Source organism: Pseudoxanthomonas sp. GW835-FHT14C01, from assembly GCF_058793715.1.
The window spans coordinates 788,422-804,526 of record NZ_JBXAGB010000002.1; the positions used below are offsets into that span (position 1 = coordinate 788,422).

17 protein-coding genes are annotated in these 16,105 nt (G+C 68.9%); 11 read left to right on the forward strand and 6 right to left on the reverse strand.

The window, feature by feature from the left end; all coding sequences use genetic code 11:
• The first annotated feature begins 97 nt into the window (after positions 1-97).
• The 9 genes from rlmD to AC1Q5B_RS10575 all read left to right on the forward strand — a co-directional run bounded on the left by rlmD (position 98) and on the right by AC1Q5B_RS10575 (position 8,235).
• A complete protein-coding gene (gene rlmD / locus AC1Q5B_RS10535; RefSeq protein WP_492631614.1) occupies positions 98-1,441 on the forward strand; it encodes a 23S rRNA (uracil(1939)-C(5))-methyltransferase RlmD in 1,344 nt (447 codons plus the stop codon).
• The gene (locus AC1Q5B_RS10540; protein ID WP_492631615.1) at positions 1,441-1,959 is read left to right on the forward strand and encodes a CYTH domain-containing protein; all 519 of its coding nucleotides are present in this window, start codon (positions 1,441-1,443) and stop codon (positions 1,957-1,959) included. Before rlmD ends, AC1Q5B_RS10540 begins: the two co-directional genes overlap by 1 nt.
• Positions 1,960-1,971: 12 nt before the next feature.
• Positions 1,972-2,979 (forward strand): beta-N-acetylhexosaminidase, encoded by a 1,008-nt coding sequence (gene nagZ / locus AC1Q5B_RS10545; protein ID WP_492631616.1) that lies wholly within the window; start codon positions 1,972-1,974, stop codon positions 2,977-2,979.
• Positions 2,979-3,548, forward strand: a complete 570-nt coding sequence (locus tag AC1Q5B_RS10550; protein WP_492631617.1) for a hypoxanthine-guanine phosphoribosyltransferase — start codon at positions 2,979-2,981, stop codon at positions 3,546-3,548. Before nagZ ends, AC1Q5B_RS10550 begins: the two co-directional genes overlap by 1 nt.
• A gap of 2 nt (positions 3,549-3,550) precedes the next feature.
• Positions 3,551-4,297 (forward strand): S-methyl-5'-thioinosine phosphorylase, encoded by a 747-nt coding sequence (locus AC1Q5B_RS10555; RefSeq protein ID WP_492631618.1) that lies wholly within the window; start codon positions 3,551-3,553, stop codon positions 4,295-4,297.
• Positions 4,298-4,387: 90 nt separating this feature from the next.
• A complete protein-coding gene (locus AC1Q5B_RS10560; RefSeq protein WP_055942196.1) occupies positions 4,388-4,594 on the forward strand; it encodes a cold-shock protein in 207 nt (68 codons plus the stop codon).
• 99 nt (positions 4,595-4,693) lie between these two features.
• Positions 4,694-5,971 carry an FAD-dependent oxidoreductase gene (locus AC1Q5B_RS10565; RefSeq protein ID WP_492631619.1) on the forward strand — a complete coding sequence of 426 codons (1,278 nt, stop codon included), beginning with the start codon at positions 4,694-4,696 and terminating at the stop codon, positions 5,969-5,971.
• 132 nt (positions 5,972-6,103) lie between these two features.
• Positions 6,104-7,732 carry an acyl-CoA dehydrogenase family protein gene (locus tag AC1Q5B_RS10570; protein ID WP_492631620.1) on the forward strand — a complete coding sequence of 543 codons (1,629 nt, stop codon included), beginning with the start codon at positions 6,104-6,106 and terminating at the stop codon, positions 7,730-7,732.
• Positions 7,729-8,235: a L,D-transpeptidase family protein gene (locus AC1Q5B_RS10575; RefSeq protein WP_492631621.1), complete on the forward strand. Its 507-nt coding sequence runs from the start codon at positions 7,729-7,731 to the stop codon at positions 8,233-8,235. The genes AC1Q5B_RS10570 and AC1Q5B_RS10575 overlap by 4 nt, the downstream gene beginning before the upstream one ends.
• A 12-nt stretch (positions 8,236-8,247) precedes the next feature.
• Here the strand turns inward: AC1Q5B_RS10575 and fabR are convergent, their stop codons facing one another.
• Positions 8,248-8,901 carry an HTH-type transcriptional repressor FabR gene (gene fabR / locus AC1Q5B_RS10580; protein ID WP_249720267.1) on the reverse strand — a complete coding sequence of 218 codons (654 nt, stop codon included), beginning with the start codon at positions 8,899-8,901 and terminating at the stop codon, positions 8,248-8,250.
• A gap of 102 nt (positions 8,902-9,003) precedes the next feature.
• Here fabR and AC1Q5B_RS10585 point away from each other — a divergent pair, with 102 nt between their 5' ends.
• Both AC1Q5B_RS10585 and AC1Q5B_RS10590 read left to right on the forward strand, forming a co-directional pair.
• A complete protein-coding gene (locus AC1Q5B_RS10585; RefSeq protein WP_492631622.1) occupies positions 9,004-10,107 on the forward strand; it encodes a ferredoxin reductase in 1,104 nt (367 codons plus the stop codon).
• The gene (locus tag AC1Q5B_RS10590; protein ID WP_492631623.1) at positions 10,107-11,258 is read left to right on the forward strand and encodes a fatty acid desaturase family protein; all 1,152 of its coding nucleotides are present in this window, start codon (positions 10,107-10,109) and stop codon (positions 11,256-11,258) included. Before AC1Q5B_RS10585 ends, AC1Q5B_RS10590 begins: the two co-directional genes overlap by 1 nt.
• A 4-nt stretch (positions 11,259-11,262) precedes the next feature.
• On the opposite strand, the gene AC1Q5B_RS10595 is transcribed toward AC1Q5B_RS10590, so the two are convergent.
• The 5 genes from AC1Q5B_RS10595 to AC1Q5B_RS10615 all read right to left on the reverse strand — a co-directional run bounded on the left by AC1Q5B_RS10595 (position 11,263) and on the right by AC1Q5B_RS10615 (position 15,880).
• Positions 11,263-11,643, reverse strand: a complete 381-nt coding sequence (locus AC1Q5B_RS10595; RefSeq protein WP_492631624.1) for a hypothetical protein — start codon at positions 11,641-11,643, stop codon at positions 11,263-11,265.
• A gap of 83 nt (positions 11,644-11,726) precedes the next feature.
• Positions 11,727-13,505: an ABC transporter transmembrane domain-containing protein gene (locus tag AC1Q5B_RS10600; protein ID WP_492631625.1), complete on the reverse strand. Its 1,779-nt coding sequence runs from the start codon at positions 13,503-13,505 to the stop codon at positions 11,727-11,729.
• 112 nt (positions 13,506-13,617) lie between these two features.
• Positions 13,618-14,205 (reverse strand): IMPACT family protein, encoded by a 588-nt coding sequence (locus tag AC1Q5B_RS10605; protein WP_492631626.1) that lies wholly within the window; start codon positions 14,203-14,205, stop codon positions 13,618-13,620.
• Positions 14,202-15,323 carry a hypothetical protein gene (locus AC1Q5B_RS10610; protein ID WP_492631627.1) on the reverse strand — a complete coding sequence of 374 codons (1,122 nt, stop codon included), beginning with the start codon at positions 15,321-15,323 and terminating at the stop codon, positions 14,202-14,204. Before AC1Q5B_RS10610 ends, AC1Q5B_RS10605 begins: the two co-directional genes overlap by 4 nt.
• 2 nt (positions 15,324-15,325) lie before the next feature.
• Positions 15,326-15,880, reverse strand: a complete 555-nt coding sequence (locus tag AC1Q5B_RS10615) for an RNA polymerase sigma factor (protein ID WP_492631628.1) — start codon at positions 15,878-15,880, stop codon at positions 15,326-15,328.
• Positions 15,881-16,105 lie beyond the last annotated feature (225 nt).

Genomic DNA, 16,105 nt, shown 5'->3' on the forward strand with positions numbered 1-16,105 from the left:
GGCTTCGTGCGGACTGGCCTCATCTTAGCCCCGGCGGGCGTGGCGGGCGGCCATGCGACAATGCCGCCCCCGCCGAACACACGCAGCCTGACGCCACGTGGCACGTACCCGCTCCCCCCGCATCGACAAGACCCCCTTCGAAGCCACCATCACCGATCTGACCCACGACGGCCGCGGCGTCGCCCGCCGCGACGGGAAGGCGGTGTTCGTGTCCGGCGCGCTGCCGGGCGAGCGCGTGATGGCCGAACAGACGGCCAAGAACCGCCATTTCGACGAAGCCAGGACGCTGGACCTGCTGGAGGCCTCGCCCGACCGCGTCACGCCGCGCTGCCCGCACTTCGGCACCTGTGGCGGCTGCGTGTTGCAGCACCTGGACGAAACCCGGCAGATCGAAGCCAAGCAGCGCGTGCTGCTGGAGAACCTGGAGCGCATCGGCCACGTGACGCCGAAGGCCGTGCTGCCGCCGCTGACCGGGGCCAGCTGGGGCTACCGTCGCAAGGGTCGCTTTTCGGTGCGACGGGTCAACAAGAAGGACAGGACGCTGGTCGGTTTCCGCGAACAGGATCCGCGCTTCGTCGCTGACCTGTCCGAGTGCCATACCGTCATCCCCGACATCGGAAACAGGGTTTCCGATCTCGCCGCCCTGGTCGAAAGCCTGGACGCGCGCGAACACATCCCGCAGATCGAATTCATTGCGGGTGATGCGAGCGCCGACTTCAACGGCATCGCGCTGGTGTTCCGCCACCTTCAGCCATTGAGCGAGGGTGATCGCGAAAAGCTGGTCGCGTTCGGTCAGGTCAGCCGTTTTGCCGTGTTCCTGCAGCCTGGCGGGCTGGAAAGCGTGCATCCGCTGTGGCCGGAGGCGCCGCACCTGGCGTTCGCGCTGGTGCCGTGGGACGTGTCGCTGACGTTCCGTCCGCTGGACTTCATCCAGGTCAACGCCGCGCTCAACGAGAAGATGATCGCGCGTACCTTCGAGCTGCTGGCTCCGCAACCGCAGGATCGCGTGCTGGACCTGTTCTGCGGCCTGGGCAATTTCACCCTGCCGTTGGCGCGCCTGGTGGGCGAAGTGGTCGGCGTGGAAGGCGATGCCGGGCTGGTGGCGCGTGCGCGCGAGAACGTGGAGCGGAACGCCCTGTCGAATGCGCAGTTCCACGCCGCCGACCTGACCCAGGACCAGCGTGGCACGACATGGATGCGGCAGGGCTTCGACAAGCTGCTGCTGGACCCGCCGCGCTCCGGCGCCATCGAGGTGCTGCAGCAGCTGCCGCTGAAACAGTTCGATCGCATCGTCTACGTGAGCTGCCATCCCGGTTCGCTGGCACGCGATGCAGGCTACCTGGTCAACGAGCAGGGTTACACGCTGGTGTCGGCGGGCGCCATGGACATGTTCCCGCACACGGCGCACGTCGAGTCCATCGCGCTGTTCGAGAAACGCTGATGGGCATCGAGATCGAACGCAAATTCCTGGTCCACGGCGATGCCTGGCGCGAAACCGCGCACGAGGTCGTGGCGATGGCGCAGGGTTACATCAACGACATGGGCGCGATGGATCGTGGCGAACAGAAGGCGTCGGTGCGCGTGCGCATCCAGGGCGACACGGCCTTCCTCAACCTGAAGTCGCGCGAGTTGGGGGCCACCCGGCAGGAATTCGACTATGCGATCCCGGTCGCCGATGCGCGTGCGCTGCTGGCGCTGTGCGTGGGGGGCGTGATCGACAAGCGACGCCATTACGTACGACACGAAGGCCATCTGTGGGAGGTGGACGAGTTCCTGGGCGACAACGCCGGCCTGGTGGTGGCGGAAATCGAACTGGACCGTGCCGATGAAGACTTCGTGAAACCGGCCTGGGCCGGCAAGCAGGTCACCGACGCCGCCCGCTATTACAATCTGGCCCTGGCGTCGCGGCCGTACACGCAGTGGTCGGACGACGAACGCGCCGCCACCGACATTCCCTGAGGACTTTCCGAAATGCTCGTCATCGGCATCGCCGGCACCGAACTCACCGCGCAGGAGCGCGACTGGCTGCAGCACGACGCCGTCGCCGGCGTCATCCTGTTCACCCGCAACTTCGCCTCGCGCGCGCAGGTGGCGGAACTGTCGCAGGCCATCCGCGCCGCGGCGCCGCGCCCGCAGCTGGTCTGCGTGGACCAGGAAGGCGGTCGTGTGCAGCGCTTCCGCGACGGCTACAGCGACCTGCCGGCGCTGGACGTGTTCGGCAAGCTGTACGCACAGGATCCGCAGGCCGCACTGCAGCGCGCCGAGGAGCATGCCTGGCTGATGGCCAGCGAGATCATCGCCAGCGGCGTGGACCTGAGCTTCGCGCCGGTCGTGGATCTGGCGCGCGGCAACCGCGCCATCGGCAACCGTGCGTTCGACGCTGACCCGCAGATCGTCGCCGAGTTCACACGCGCCTATGTGCGGGGCATGCACGGCGCCGGCATGGCCGCCACGCTGAAGCATTTCCCCGGCCACGGCACCGTGCTGGAGGATACGCATTTCGACGACGCCGTCGATCCGCGACCGCTCGACGTATTGCGCGCCGAGGATCTGGTCCCGTTCGTCGCCGGCATCGAGGCCAAGGCCGATGCGGTGATGATGGGGCACGTGAAGTACCCGGCCGTCGCACCGGAGCCGGCGGGCTACTCCCCGTTCTGGATCCAGAAGATCCTGCGCGACGAGATGGGCTTCCGGGGCGTGGTGTTCTCCGACGACATCGGCATGGCCGCGGCGTTTTCCGCCGGCGGCGTGAAGCAGCGCATCCACGACCACCTGGATGCCGGCTGCGACGTGGTGCTGGTGTGCTCGCCGAAGCTGGTGGACGAGTCGTTGAAGGCGGTCGAAGGCCGTGCGCTGAATACCGCCGCCGTGCTCGGCGTACTGGGTCGCGGTGCGCTGGGATGGGACGGCCTGATCGCCGACGCCCGCTACGGCAGCGCCCAGGCCGACGTGATCGAAAACCTGAAGGGAGTGGTGTGATGGAATCGCTGGGCAATCCGCGACCGAAGCTGGCCGATGCACTGGCCAATGCCGACCTGCTGGTCGACCGTGCGACGATCGATCGTGCCATCGTGCAGATGGCCGCGCCCATCGCGCGCGATTATGCCGGTGAAGTGCCGGTCTACCTGACCATCATGCACGGCGCGCTGCCGTTCGCCGGACAGCTGTCGCTCGAACTGGGCGCGCTGGGGCTGGACCTGGAATTCGACTACCTGCACGCCACCCGCTATCGCGGCGAGACCACGGGCGGCGAACTGGTGTGGAAGCACCGGCCCGCGACCGCGCTGTACGGCCGCCGCGTGCTGCTGGTGGACGACATCCTCGACGAAGGCCACACGCTGCTGGCGGTCAAGCAATGGTGCCTGGAGCAGGGCGCCACCGACGTGCGCATCGCCGCGCTGACCACCAAGCAGCACGACCGCTGCGTGGAGGGCATCTGCGCGGACTACGTGGGCCTGGAAGTCGCGGACCGCTACGTGTTCGGCTTCGGCATGGACTACCACGAGCAGGGTCGCAACCTGCCGGGTATCTACGCATTGAAGGAATGAGCATGGCCGACCTCGCGCTCGCCGTCATCGGCGGTACCGGCGTCTACAAGCTCGCCGACCTGCAGGATGTCGAGACCCGCGAACTGGACACGCGCTTCGGTGCGCCGTCGGGTCCGGTCCGCATCGGCACGCTGGGTGGACGGCGCGTGGCCTTCCTCGCGCGCCATGGCGAAGGCCATTCGGTACCACCGCACCTGGTCAACTACCGCGCCAACCTGCAGGCGTTGAAGGACCTCGGCGCGACCCGCGTGCTGGCGCTCAACACGGTGGGCGGCATCACCGAGGCTTGCGGCCCGCGCGTGCTGGCCTGCCCGGACCAGTTGATCGATTACACGTGGGGCCGCATCGCCACGATCTGCGAAGAGCCGGGCAGCGAGGTGCTGCATGTCGACTTCGGCGATCCGTACACGCATTTACTTCGTCAACGGATCCTCGCGGCGGCCCGCGAGGCGAACGTCGACGTGCTCGACGGTGGCTGCTACGGCGCCACGCAGGGGCCGCGCCTGGAGACGCGCGCGGAGATCCGCCGGATGCGCCGGGACGGCTGCGATCTGGTCGGCATGACCGGCATGCCGGAAGCGGGGCTGGCGCGGGAAATGGGCCTGGAATACGCCTGCCTCGCCATCGTCGCGAACTGGGCAGCAGGCTGCGGCACGGATGAGGAGATCACCATGGACGAGGTCCTGGCCAACGTGGCCGCCGCGTCCGCCGGGATCCCCGCCCTGGTGGCCGCGCTGGCGCGAGGGTGATTGTCAACACGCGCAGAGCTTTGCATACTCGGCGGGTGTGACGTCACGCCACACATTCCACCCGCATCCAGAAAAGGAAATACAAGCGCTATGCCGTACGGTACCGTGAAATGGTTCAACGATGCCAAGGGCTTCGGATTCATCGCGCCAGAAGATGGCAGCGCCGATGTCTTTGCGCACCACACCGCCATCAACAGCAAGGGCTTCCGCAGCCTGCAGGAAGGCCAGCGCGTCAGTTACGAGCTGACCCAGGGCCCGAAGGGTGCACAGGCGTCCAACATCACGCCGGCAGCCTGATCCAAGACGATTTTCTTGAACCCCGCTTCGGCGGGGTTTTTTAACGCCTGCCGTTTCCGCTGCACCGGTTTACCGCACGACGAAGGATGGCCGCGCGCCATGGATGCCCAGCACATCGCGATCATCGGCTACGGCACCGCCGGCCAGGCAGCCGCGTTGCTGCTGGCGCGCGACGGACACCGGGTGGAGGTGTTCGAGCGCGCGCCGGAACTCGGACCCGTGGGCGCCGGCTTCCTGCTGCAGCCGACCGGGTTGCAGGTGCTGTGGGAACTGGGGCTGCTGAAGGACGCGATGGCGCACGGCCGGCGCGTGAATCGCCTGTACGGCGAGACGCCATGCGGCCGCGCAGTGATGGACATGCGTTATGCGGGGCTCGATGCACGGCTGTTCGGCCTGGGCATGCAGCGCGGCGCGCTGTTCTGGCTGCTGGCGGAAGCGTGGGCCGAGCACGGCGAAGTGCATCGCGGCCATGCGATCGAAGAAGTCAGCGACGACACCCGCCGCATCCGCGACCGGCACGGCCGCTGGCATGGCCCGTTCGACCTGGTGATCGCGGCGGATGGATCGGCATCGAAGCTGCGCGGCGCCACCGGGGCGGTGAAGCGCGAGACCGTCTATCCCTGGGGCGCGCTATGGCGGCTGGTACCGCAGGGCGACTGGGCATGGGGCGACGAACTGCGCCAGCGCTATGTGGCCGCGCGCAAGATGATCGGGCTGCTGCCGGTGGGCACGCGGCCGGGCGACGACACGCCGCGGCTGAGTTTCTTCTGGAGCCTGCCGATCGCCGACTTCGATGCGTGGCGGACACGTGGCCTACCGGCATGGCGCAAGGACGTCGCCGACCTGTGGCCCGATGCCGAGGCCTGCTTGGCAGATACGCTCGATGCGGACCAACTGGCGCGCGCCAGCTACCGCGACGTCACCCTTCGACAGTGGCACCGCGATCGCCTGGTCGTGCTGGGCGATGCGGCGCACGGCATGAGTCCGCAGCTGGGCCAGGGCGTCAACATGGCGCTGATGGATGCGCTGGCCCTGCGCGACGCCTTGCGTACGCAACAGGACATCTCCGCGGCGTTGTACGCCTACCAGCGCGAGCGGCAGGCCCATGTCGGCGTCTACCAGTTCTGGAGCCGCTGGCTGACGCCGATCTTCCAGTCCGATCTCGATTGGATCGCCCATGCGCGCGATGTCGCGTTCCTGCCGGCGGGCCGCCTGCCGGGTGGGCGGGGACACATGCTGCGGGTGCTGAGCGGCACTCAACATGGTTTCTTCGGGACATTGAAGCTGAAACCCGGCTTCCTTGCGGCATTGCAGAACGATCCGGCCCATGGCCGTCATCCCGGCGCAGGCAGGGATCCAGCGACCTCCGGTCGTTGAAACACCGAGGCGGTGGTTCCGCCTTCGCGGGAACGACAAGCCACGGCGCATTGTTCAGGGCAATCCCGGTATCGGGCTCTCCCTGCATCATCGGGCACAATCGACGGCGACAACCCGCCGTGGGAGCCGGTGATGGATGACCTTCCTCCGTTCGAAACGCATCGCGTGGAGAACCAGCCGCCGCCGTTCGAGCCGCGCGATCTGTGGGCGGACGACGTAGTCCTGCGCGAAGGCTCGGTGCGTGAAGGCGCAGCGGCGTTTGCTGCAAGGCTTGCAGCCTACGGCACGTTGGCCGGCGATGAGCTCTATCGCCTTGGCTTCGACGCCAACCGTGATCGTCCGCGCCTGCGGACGCATGACCGCACCGGGCAGCGCATCGACCTGGTCGAGTTCCATCCCGCCTATCACCGGATGATGGAGGTGGCGAAGACGCATGGCGTCGCCGGCCTGTCGTGGCACGAGCCCGTCCCCGGCGCGCATGTCGCGCGCGCGGCGCTCAGCTACCTGCATCACCAGGCCGAGGCGGGCACCAGCTGCCCGCTGACGATGACGCATGCCGCGGTGCCGGTCCTGCAGCGCGAACCCGGACTGCGTACGTGGGCGGCCAAGGCGGTCGCGCCGCACTACGATCCGCGCGACGTGCCCATCGCAGGCAAGGCCGGCATCACGCTGGGCATGGGCATGACCGAGAAGCAGGGCGGCTCCGACGTGCGCGCGAATGCGACCACGGCGACACCGGCGGGCGATGGCATGTACGCACTGGTCGGGCACAAGTGGTTTTTCTCTGCGCCGATGTGCGACGGTTTCCTGGTGCTGGCGCAGGCCGAAGGCGGCCTGACCTGCTTCCTGATGCCGCGTCGGCTGGACGATGGTGGCAAGAACGCGTTCCGCCTGATGCGGCTGAAGGACAAGCTGGGCGACTGGGCGAACGCATCCAGCGAAGTCGAGTTCGCCGGCGCGCGCGCCTGGCGTGTCGGTGAGGAAGGGCGGGGCGTGGCGACCATCATCGAGATGGTGATGCTGACGCGGCTGGACTGCATGCTGGGCGCCGCGGCCGAGATGCGGATGGCATTGGCGCAGGCGCTGCACCACGCACGCCACCGCGCCACGTTCGGAAAGCCCCTGGTCGAGCACGCGTTGATGCGCAACGTGCTGGTCGACCTTGCGCTGGAATCCGAGGCCGCCACCGCCTTCGCACTGCGCGTGGCACGGGCGGTCGATACGGCGCCCCAGGCTCCGCACGAGGCGGCACTGGCACGCGTCGCTACCGCAGTGGGCAAGTACTGGATCTGCAAGCGTGCGCCCGCGTTCGTCAACGAAGCGCAGGAATGCCTGGGTGGCGCGGGCTATGTGGAGGAATCGATCCTGCCGCGCCTGTACCGGCAGGCACCGCTGAATTCGATCTGGGAAGGCAGCGGCAACATCCAGTGCCTGGATGTGCTGCGGGCGTTGTCGCGCGAGGCCGGCACGCGCGAAGCGATCGCTGCGGAACTCGCGTCCGCTTCGGGCAGCGACGCGGTCTACGACGCGTTCGTCGACCGCCTTCGGACCGACCTGGCAGTGGCAAGCGAGGCCGGCGCCCGCATGCTCGTCGAACGACTGGCGTTGGCGCTGCAGGCGGCCGTGCTGCTGCGTGCCGGCAGTCCGGCGGCGACGCTGTTCGTGCGTAGCCGGCTCGGCGGCGCGCACGGACTCGCGTTCGGCACGTTGCCCGACGACGCGGATGCTGAGCCGCTGTTGTCCCGGGCGCTGCCGGCATGAGGGCCTGGCGCTGGCCGGTCATGCTGCTCGCAGCCCTTGGCCTGTCATCGCAGGCGCGTGAACGAGACCCGTGGCCGCCGCCGTTGCTGCCGACCCCGCAGCAGGCGGACGCGATCCACGTCTACAAGGCGCAGCGGAGGATGGAGCTGCTGCGCGACGGACGCGTCATCGCGACGTACCGCATCGCCCTGGGAGGCGCGCCGGTCGGGCACAAACGGCAGCAGGGCGACCAGCGCACGCCCGAAGGCGACTACCGCATCACCTACCGCAACGCGCGCAGCCGCTTCCATCTGTCGCTGCGCGTGTCCTATCCGAACGAGGCGGATCGCCGGCAGGCGGTCGCACGCGGCGTCGATCCCGGCGGCGACATCATGATCCATGGCGCGACGCCACCCGGTTCGCAGGCAGACTGGACGGAGGGCTGCATTGCGGTGACGAACACGGAGATGGAGGCCATTTGGCAGCGCGCGCCGGTCGGCACACCGATCCGTATCACGCCCTGAGGGCGTCGCCGCTCAGCGGGCCCCGCCGCGCGAGAGGGCGCGCGAACCGGTGATGATCAGGCGGACCATTTCCGAAAGCTGTTCGATCAGTTCCGGGTCCTTCTCCGGTGGCAGGTCCATCGCCGTGGCGCCCATCGCGAAGACCAGGCGGGTGATCGCCTTGGAGACCAGCGCGGGTTCGTACAGCGGCGCGTTGTCGCGCGCGGCCAGCCGGATCAGGTCGATGCAGAGTTCTTCCTCGAAGAACTGCAGTTCGCGCTCCACCGCATGCTTGAAGGCGTCCGAGCCGACGTTGCCCTCGCGCAGCAGTACGTGCAGCAGCTTGTCGTCGGCGCGCAGCTGCTCCATGAACGCCTCCACCGACCCGCGCACCACGCTGCGGTCGCTGCTGGTCGCGCGGTGCCTCGCCTCGCCGATGATCTTGCGCAGCGAGCGGCCCGCCAGATCGATCAGCGCCACCGCCAGTTCGTCCATGTCGCGGAACTGGCGGTAGAAGCTGTTGGGCGCGATCCCGGCCTCGCGGGCCACCTCGCGCAGGCTCAAGGTGGAGACGCTGCGGTGGGGACCGACCAGCTTCAGCGCGGCCGCCATCAGGTCTTCGCGCGAAATGGACGCCTTGCGGCCGGGGCCGTGGTCGTCCTGGAGCTGCGGTTGCGGGTTCGGAATCACGCGAAGGGGCCGGGCATACGGAGTGGTAGGGGCATCATAGCCTTGTAAATTAATATACAAGTGTATACACAGGCGTCTTCACGACGGTATAGTGAGGCCATGAACGCCCAGATCCGTCCGACCTCCCGCCGGCCCGGTCCCCTGAAACGCCTGATCCGGCCGTTGGTGAAGCCGGACATCTTCGATTTCTGGGCCACCCGTTTCCACCGCACCTGGACCTGGGAACGGCCGCTGGCACGGCTCGTCGGGCGCGAAGTCGCCTCGGCCGATGCCGTGACCTTGCTGTTCAAGCCCAATCGCCACTGGCACGGCCACCGCGCCGGCCAGCACGTCAACCTCGGCGTGGATGTCGACGGCGTCCGCATCACCCGCAGCTACAGCCTGACCGAGCCGCCGCGTGCGGACGGCCTGCTGCCGATCACGGTCAAGGCGATCGAGGGCGGCAAGGTAAGCCGCCACCTGTGCCAGGATGCCCGCATCGGCGACATCGTCGAGCTGGGCCAGGCCTTCGGCGAGATGACGCTACCTGCGTTGTCCAACGACGCCTTCCTTCTGCTGGCCGCCGGCAGCGGCATCACTCCGCTGATGGCGCTGGTGCGCGAGCTGGCCGGGCAGGGCATGCACGCCGACCTGACCCTGCTGTACTGGGTGCGTCGCCGCGAAGAAGCCTGCTTCCTCGACGAGTTGCGCGCACTGGCCGCCGAACATCCCCGCTTCCGCCTGCGCCTGTTGTTGACGCGTGATGCCGCATCGGCCGCCGACGAGGCCGAAGGCCGCCTCGACGACTCGTTGCTGGCCGCGCATGCCGGCGACCTGGCCGCGCAACAGGTGATGGCCTGCGGTCCGGGCGGATTCGTCGAAACCGCGCGCGGCCTGCTGGCTTCGCGCGTCGCCGCCTTCCGGGCCGAAGCCTTCACCGCGCCGCCGGTGACGGTAGTGGACGAGGGCGAGGTCGACATCCGCCTGCAACGCAGCGGACGCACGCTGCGCGTGGCGCGGGGTACTTCACTGCTGGACGCGCTGGAAGCGCAGGGCCTGAAGCCGCCCTCCGGCTGCCGGATGGGCATTTGCAATACCTGCGCCTGCGGCAAGTCCGCCGGCAGCACCCGCCACCTGCCCAGTGGTGAGCTTGCGCACGAACCCACCCAGGCGCTGAAGCTGTGCATCCACAGCGCCGCCACCGACCTCGAGCTGGATCTCTGATGGCCTCCTCCCGCAACCGCAAGCTCACCGCCGCCGAACTCGACCGTTTCGGCGAAGAACTGGACGCGCTGCGTGCGCGCACCGTGGCGACGCTGGGCGCCCGCGACGCGCGTTACATCCGAAACGTGGTGAAGGCGGTGCGCTACGCCAACCTGACCGGGCGCGTGTTGCTGTTCGCCGCGGCCGTGGCCGGTGGCCTGTGGCTGGCCGACAGCGCCGTGGGCTGGTTGTTCTGGGTGCTGTGGGCACTGGGCGCGTTCTCGCTGGGCCTGGGCAAGATCCTGGACAACATGGAGCTGGGCCACAACGTCATCCACGGCCAATACGACTGGATGGGCGACCCGCAGCTCAACGGCAAGACCTACGACTGGGACATCGTCGCGACCAGCGACAACTGGCGGCACACGCACAATTTCCGCCACCACACCTACACCAACGTGCGCGGGCTGGACGACGACATCGGCTACGGTCTGCTGCGCATCTTCCCCGAGCAGAAATGGCGGCCGTTCTACCTGGTGCAGCCGTTCGTCGCGGTGGTGTTCGCGCTGCTGTTCCAGTGGGGCATCGCCATCCAGGACCTGAAGCTGGGCCGCTGGTGGAGCGGCAAGATGACCAACAAGCAGCTGCGCCGCAAGTCCGCGCCGGTCGTGCGCAAGATGGGCAAGCAGCTGGCGAAGGACTACGTGATCTATCCGGCGCTGGCCGGTCCGTTCTTCCTGCCGGTGCTGCTGGGCAACATGGTCGCCAACGGCCTGCGCAACGTGTGGACCTACGTGATCATCTTCTGCGGCCACTTCACCGCGAATGCGGAGACGTTCCCGAAGGAATGCATCAAGAACGAATCGCGCGGCCACTGGTACCTGCGCCAGCTGCGCGGCTCGTCCAACCTGCGCGGCGGGTTCCTGATGAACGTCATGTCGGGCAACCTGAGCCACCAGATCGAACACCACTTCTTCCCCGACGTGCCGGCCAATCGCTACGCCGAGATGGCGAAGGAAGTGCGCGCCATCTGCGCGCGCTACGGCCAGCACTACAACACGGGCACGCTGCTGACCCAGTTCGGGCAGGTGTGCTGGCGGATCGTGCGGCATGCGTTCCCGAGCCGGCCGCGCCGTCTGCCGTCGCTGGTGCAGGCCGACGCGGTGGCGTAAGTCCTCAGGGGCTCTCAGGCGCCGCGGCCTTGGCCGCGCGCGCCACATCGCGCTTCAGACGCCACTCGGCGAAGAACGAGGCCGAGATCAGGGCGGTGCCGAGCAGGCCCAGCCACTGGAACCACGGATTCTCGAAGACGTCGTCGGCCAGGTCGTTGCCCTGCAGTTGCAGGCGCAGCAGGCGTACCTCGGTGGCGAGCGCATCCGTGCCACGCTCGCCGTGATGCAGGGCTTCCTGCGCCTTGATCGTCAGCTGTGCCATCGCGGCCCGTGACACGGCATCGTCGTCCGGCGTGCGTTCCACCACCACCACCAGCGCACTGGTCACCAGAATCAGGGCGGTGCCCAGCCCGCGCAGCAACGGCGGCAACGACTCGGGGATCATGCGCGGCTTCCGGCCGGGAGACGGCCGCATCCTAGACCACGCGGCGCGCGGCCGTCACCGCGTCGGGCCTGCCGTCATTACCTTCAGTCGAGGAACTGCAGGCGCGCCAGTTCCGCATACAGGCCATCCTGTGCCAGCAGTTCCGCATGCGTGCCCTGGGCGACGATGCGGCCACGGTCCATGACCACGATGCGGTCGGCCTTCAGCACGGTCGCCAGGCGATGCGCGATGACCAGCGTGGTGCGCCCGTCCATCAGGCGCTCCAGTGCCTGCTGTACGGCGCGCTCGCTCTGTGCGTCGAGGGCGCTGGTCGCTTCGTCGAGCAGCAGGATCGGCGCGTCCTTCAGCAGGGCGCGTGCGATGGCGATGCGCTGCTGCTGGCCGCCGGACAGGCGCGCGCCGCGCTCGCCCAGCGGGCTGCCGAAGCCGCCCGGCAGCTCGCGGATGAAGTCATCGGCTTCGGCGGCTTCGGCGGCGGCCTGCAGTTCGGCATCGGTCGCGTCGAGTTTGCCGTAGCGGATGTTCTCGGCGGCGCTGGCGGCGAAGATCGTCGGCTGCTGCGGTACCAGGGCGATGTGTTCGCGCAGGTCGGCCGGATCCAGTTCCCGCAGATCGACGCCGTCGACGCGGACGCTGCCGGTCTGCGCATCGTGGAAGCGCAGCAGCATCGAGAACACCGTGCTCTTGCCGGCGCCGGACGGGCCGACCAGCGCGACCGTTTCGCCCGGATGGATGGTCAGGTCGAAATCGTCGAGCGCGGGCAGGTCGGGCCGCGAGGGGTAGTGGAACGAGACCTTGTCGAAACGGATCTCGCCCCGCACCGGGACAGGCAGCGTGCGCGCGTTCGCGGGAGCGCGGATCGCCGGCGTTTCGCCCAGCAGTTCGGCGATGCGGCCCATGCCGCCGGCTGCGCGCTGCAGTTCGTTCCAGACTTCGGCGAGTGCGCCGACCGAGCCGCCGCCGATCAGGGCGTACAGCACGAACTGGCCCAGCGTGCCCGCGCTCATCGTGCCGTCGATGACGTCGTGCGCGCCCGACCACAACACCAGCGTGATCGCGCCGAAGATCAACGTGATCGCCGCCGCCGTGACCCACGCCTGCGCGCGGATGCGGCGGCGTGCCGTGTCCACGGCGGTGGCGATGGCGGCACCGAAGCGGCCACGCTCGTAGGGCTCGCGTGCGTGCGCCTGCACCGTGCGCACGGCGCCGAGGGTCTCGCTGGCCAGCGTATTGGCGTCGGCCACGCGGTCCTGGCTGGCGCGTGACGCCTTTTCCAGGCGGCGCGCACCCAGCACGATGGGCAGCACGGCCAGCGGGATGCCGATCAACGCGAATGCCGCCAGCCGCGGACTGGTGACGAAGAGCATCGCCAGGCTGCCGATCACGGTGACGCTGCTGCGCAACGCGACCGACATGCTGGTGGCGACGACCGTGCGCAGCAGCTCGCTGTCGGCGGACAGGCGCGACACCAGTTCGCCGCTGCGGGTGCGGTCGTGGAATTCCGCGTCCAGGCCGATCAGATGGCCGTAGAGCTGGCCGCGCAGGTCGGCGACGACCTTCTCGCCCAGCAACGACACGAAGTAGAAGCGCGCGGCGCTCGCCAGCGCCAGCACGACCGCCACCACGAACAGGAACAGGAAGGCGCGATTGATGTTGGCGCCATCCGTGAACCCGTTGTCGATCATCTGGCGGAATGCGACCGGCAGGCTCAGCGTCGCCGCCGATGCCAGTGCGAGCGCCAGCAGCCAGGCAGTGAACAGGCCGGCATGCTGGCGCACGAACGGCCACAGGGCGCGCAGGGTGCCCAGCTTGGCCTTCGGTTTGGCGGCGGCGCCGTCGGGGGTCTCGCTTGGGGTGCTCATCGGGGATCCGTCTTCGAAGCGGTTGTGGAAGAGGCTTCAGCCCCGACCAGGCCGCCATGCCTCCGCCATACCGGAAGCCCCTTCCACAAACACCTGCCGTCCACCGTCGGGCTCAGGTGGGTTCCAAAACGCGCACCCGGTTACGGGTGGCGTCGCGCAGGTGCGATTTCAAGGCATCGACGCGATCCGCCGGCACTTGCACGCGCAAACGGGCACCGTGTTCGTCGAAGCCCTCATCCTGTTTCACCGCCTTGTGGAGCGCCAGCGCCGCGTGTACATGGCCCAGATCGTCGAACGGGCAGGTCAGTTCGACGATCGCCAAAGCGACGAGCGGCTCCCGTGGCGCCTGTCGCAGGCACTCCGCGGCGGCGGCGCCATACGCGCGGACCAGGCCGCCGGCCCCCAGTTTGATGCCGCCATACCAGCGGGTCACCACCACCATCACCCGATCGAAGCCCTGGCCATCGATCGCGGCCAGGATCGGCCGGCCTGCGGTACCCGCAGGCTCACCGTCGTCGCTGGAGCGGTATTCCTGACCGATCCGGTAGGCCCAGCAGTTGTGGGTCGCGGCCGGATCGCCGATCTCGCGCAGGAAGGCGAGTGCGTCCTCGGCGCTGGCGACCGGCGCGGCCTGCGTGAGGAAACGGCTGTGCTTCACCTCCAGCGAATGCGAGGTGCGCGCGGCAAGGGTATCGCTCACGGATTGCCGAGCAGCGGGCGCAGGTCGTCCGGCACACGCTGGAACGGATGCTCCTGCACGAACAACTGCAGGCTGCGCAGCGCGTTGGCGTCGTCGCCGAGGTCGCGGCGCAGGCGGATACGGTCCAGCCATTCCTCGGGCGGCAGCCGCATATCCGCATCCACCGGCACCTGCAGGTCGGTGCGACGCAAGGCATTGCGCGCGGCGCTGGGCTGGATGCTGCCTGCGCTGGCGGCCGGAGGCGGGGGAGGAGGAGGCGCGGCGGCAGGCACAGGCGCCGATACGGCCTCGCGCGTCCTGACCCGGCGGTCCTGCGACTTCACCCGACTGCCGGTCACCGCGATGGCGTCGAGCGTACGCTCGTCCTCGGCCTTGGCCGCCTCCTGCCTTTCGGCGCGATAGCGGGCCTGCTGCTCCTGATCCTGCTGGGCGTCGCGTCGCACCGCCTGTTCGCGCATGGCCGTTTCCGATACGTCCGCCGCGACGGCCGCCGCGGCAGGCGCAGAATACGAATAGGCATCCGCGTCCGCAGGGAAGGCTTGCGGCGCTTCGGGGGCCGGGGGCGCGGGCGGGGTCGGCACCGGCACCGGGATCAGCGACAGCGGGCTGCGCTTCAGCACGGGCTCCTGGCGGGCGGCGGCTTCCGCATTCTGGCGCGCGGGCCCGGATGCGGTGGTGGCACGCTCGACGGGCGACGGTGGCCGCACTTTCGCTGCCATTGGAGCAGGAGCCTCCTGCATTGCCGGTGCGGGTGACGGCATGTCGGCGACCGGTGCGGCAGCGTCCGCAGCGGCGTTGTCGGGTGCTTCGATGACGGCGGGGAGCGACTGCTCGGACGCCATCGGAGCCTCACTGGCCACCGGCACCTCGTGCATCGGACGAAGTTGCCAGGCAACGCCGGCGGCGAGCAGCACCGACGCCGCCACACCCATGCCGATAGGCCAACGGCGGCGCGAAGGAGGCGCCTGCCCGCCCGTGGCGAGGGTGCCCTGCACGGCCACGCGCGCCGCACCCAGGATGCGCGCATCCAGCTCGGGCGACGGACCGCCGTGCGGTCCCAGCCGGGACAGCGATTGCGCGAGGGCGCGCTCTTCGGGGGTCAGGGGCTCGTGGGGCATGCTCATTCGTTCAATCTCGTCCGCAACCGGTCCATCGCATACCGCAGGCGCGACTTCACGGTTTCCCGGCCCACGCCGGTGATCTCGCCGATCTCCTCCAGGGTCAGTTCCTGCTCCAGCCGCAGCAGCAGTACTTCGCGCTGCTCCGGCGGCAACTCGTCCATGGCCAGTTGCAACCGCCGGCGCTGCTCGAACTCGGACAGTTGCCGCTCCGGCGTATCCGGGTCGGGCACGCGTGCCGTGCGCTCGTCGGCATCGACCGGCGCCGCGGGCCGGTGTTTCGACGCACGCCAATGGTCGTTGAGGCGATTGTGCGCGATCCGGTACAGCCAGGTCCCGAACGCCGCTTCCGGTTTCCAGCCCTCGCGCGCGGCGATCACGCGCTGCCAGGTGTCCTGGAAGAACTCGTCGGCCAAGGCGGCATCGCGCAGATGCCGCAGCAGGAACCGGTACAGCGGCCCGCGGTGGCGCGCGTAGAGGTGTTCGAACGCCGACGCGTCGCCCGCGGCGTAGGCCAGCATCAGGGTCTCGTCGGCGGGTTCAGCCAGGTCGTTCACTGCCGCCAGCGTAAGCGGTCCCTGCGCGCTCGTGAAGCTGGTGCAGGGCCTCGGGCCCGCCGTGTTCATCCGGCACGGGTCGCGAGGAGCAGGGCCAAAGGCGACGAAAACGGTGGGAGCGTGGGAGGTGTGCACTGCACGGCAAACGGCCGAGGGCCCGCGTCGGGGTTGTCGTGGCTGTTTCCGTTCAGGGGGCGGCAGGCGGTATGCTCGCCGCGGGGGACT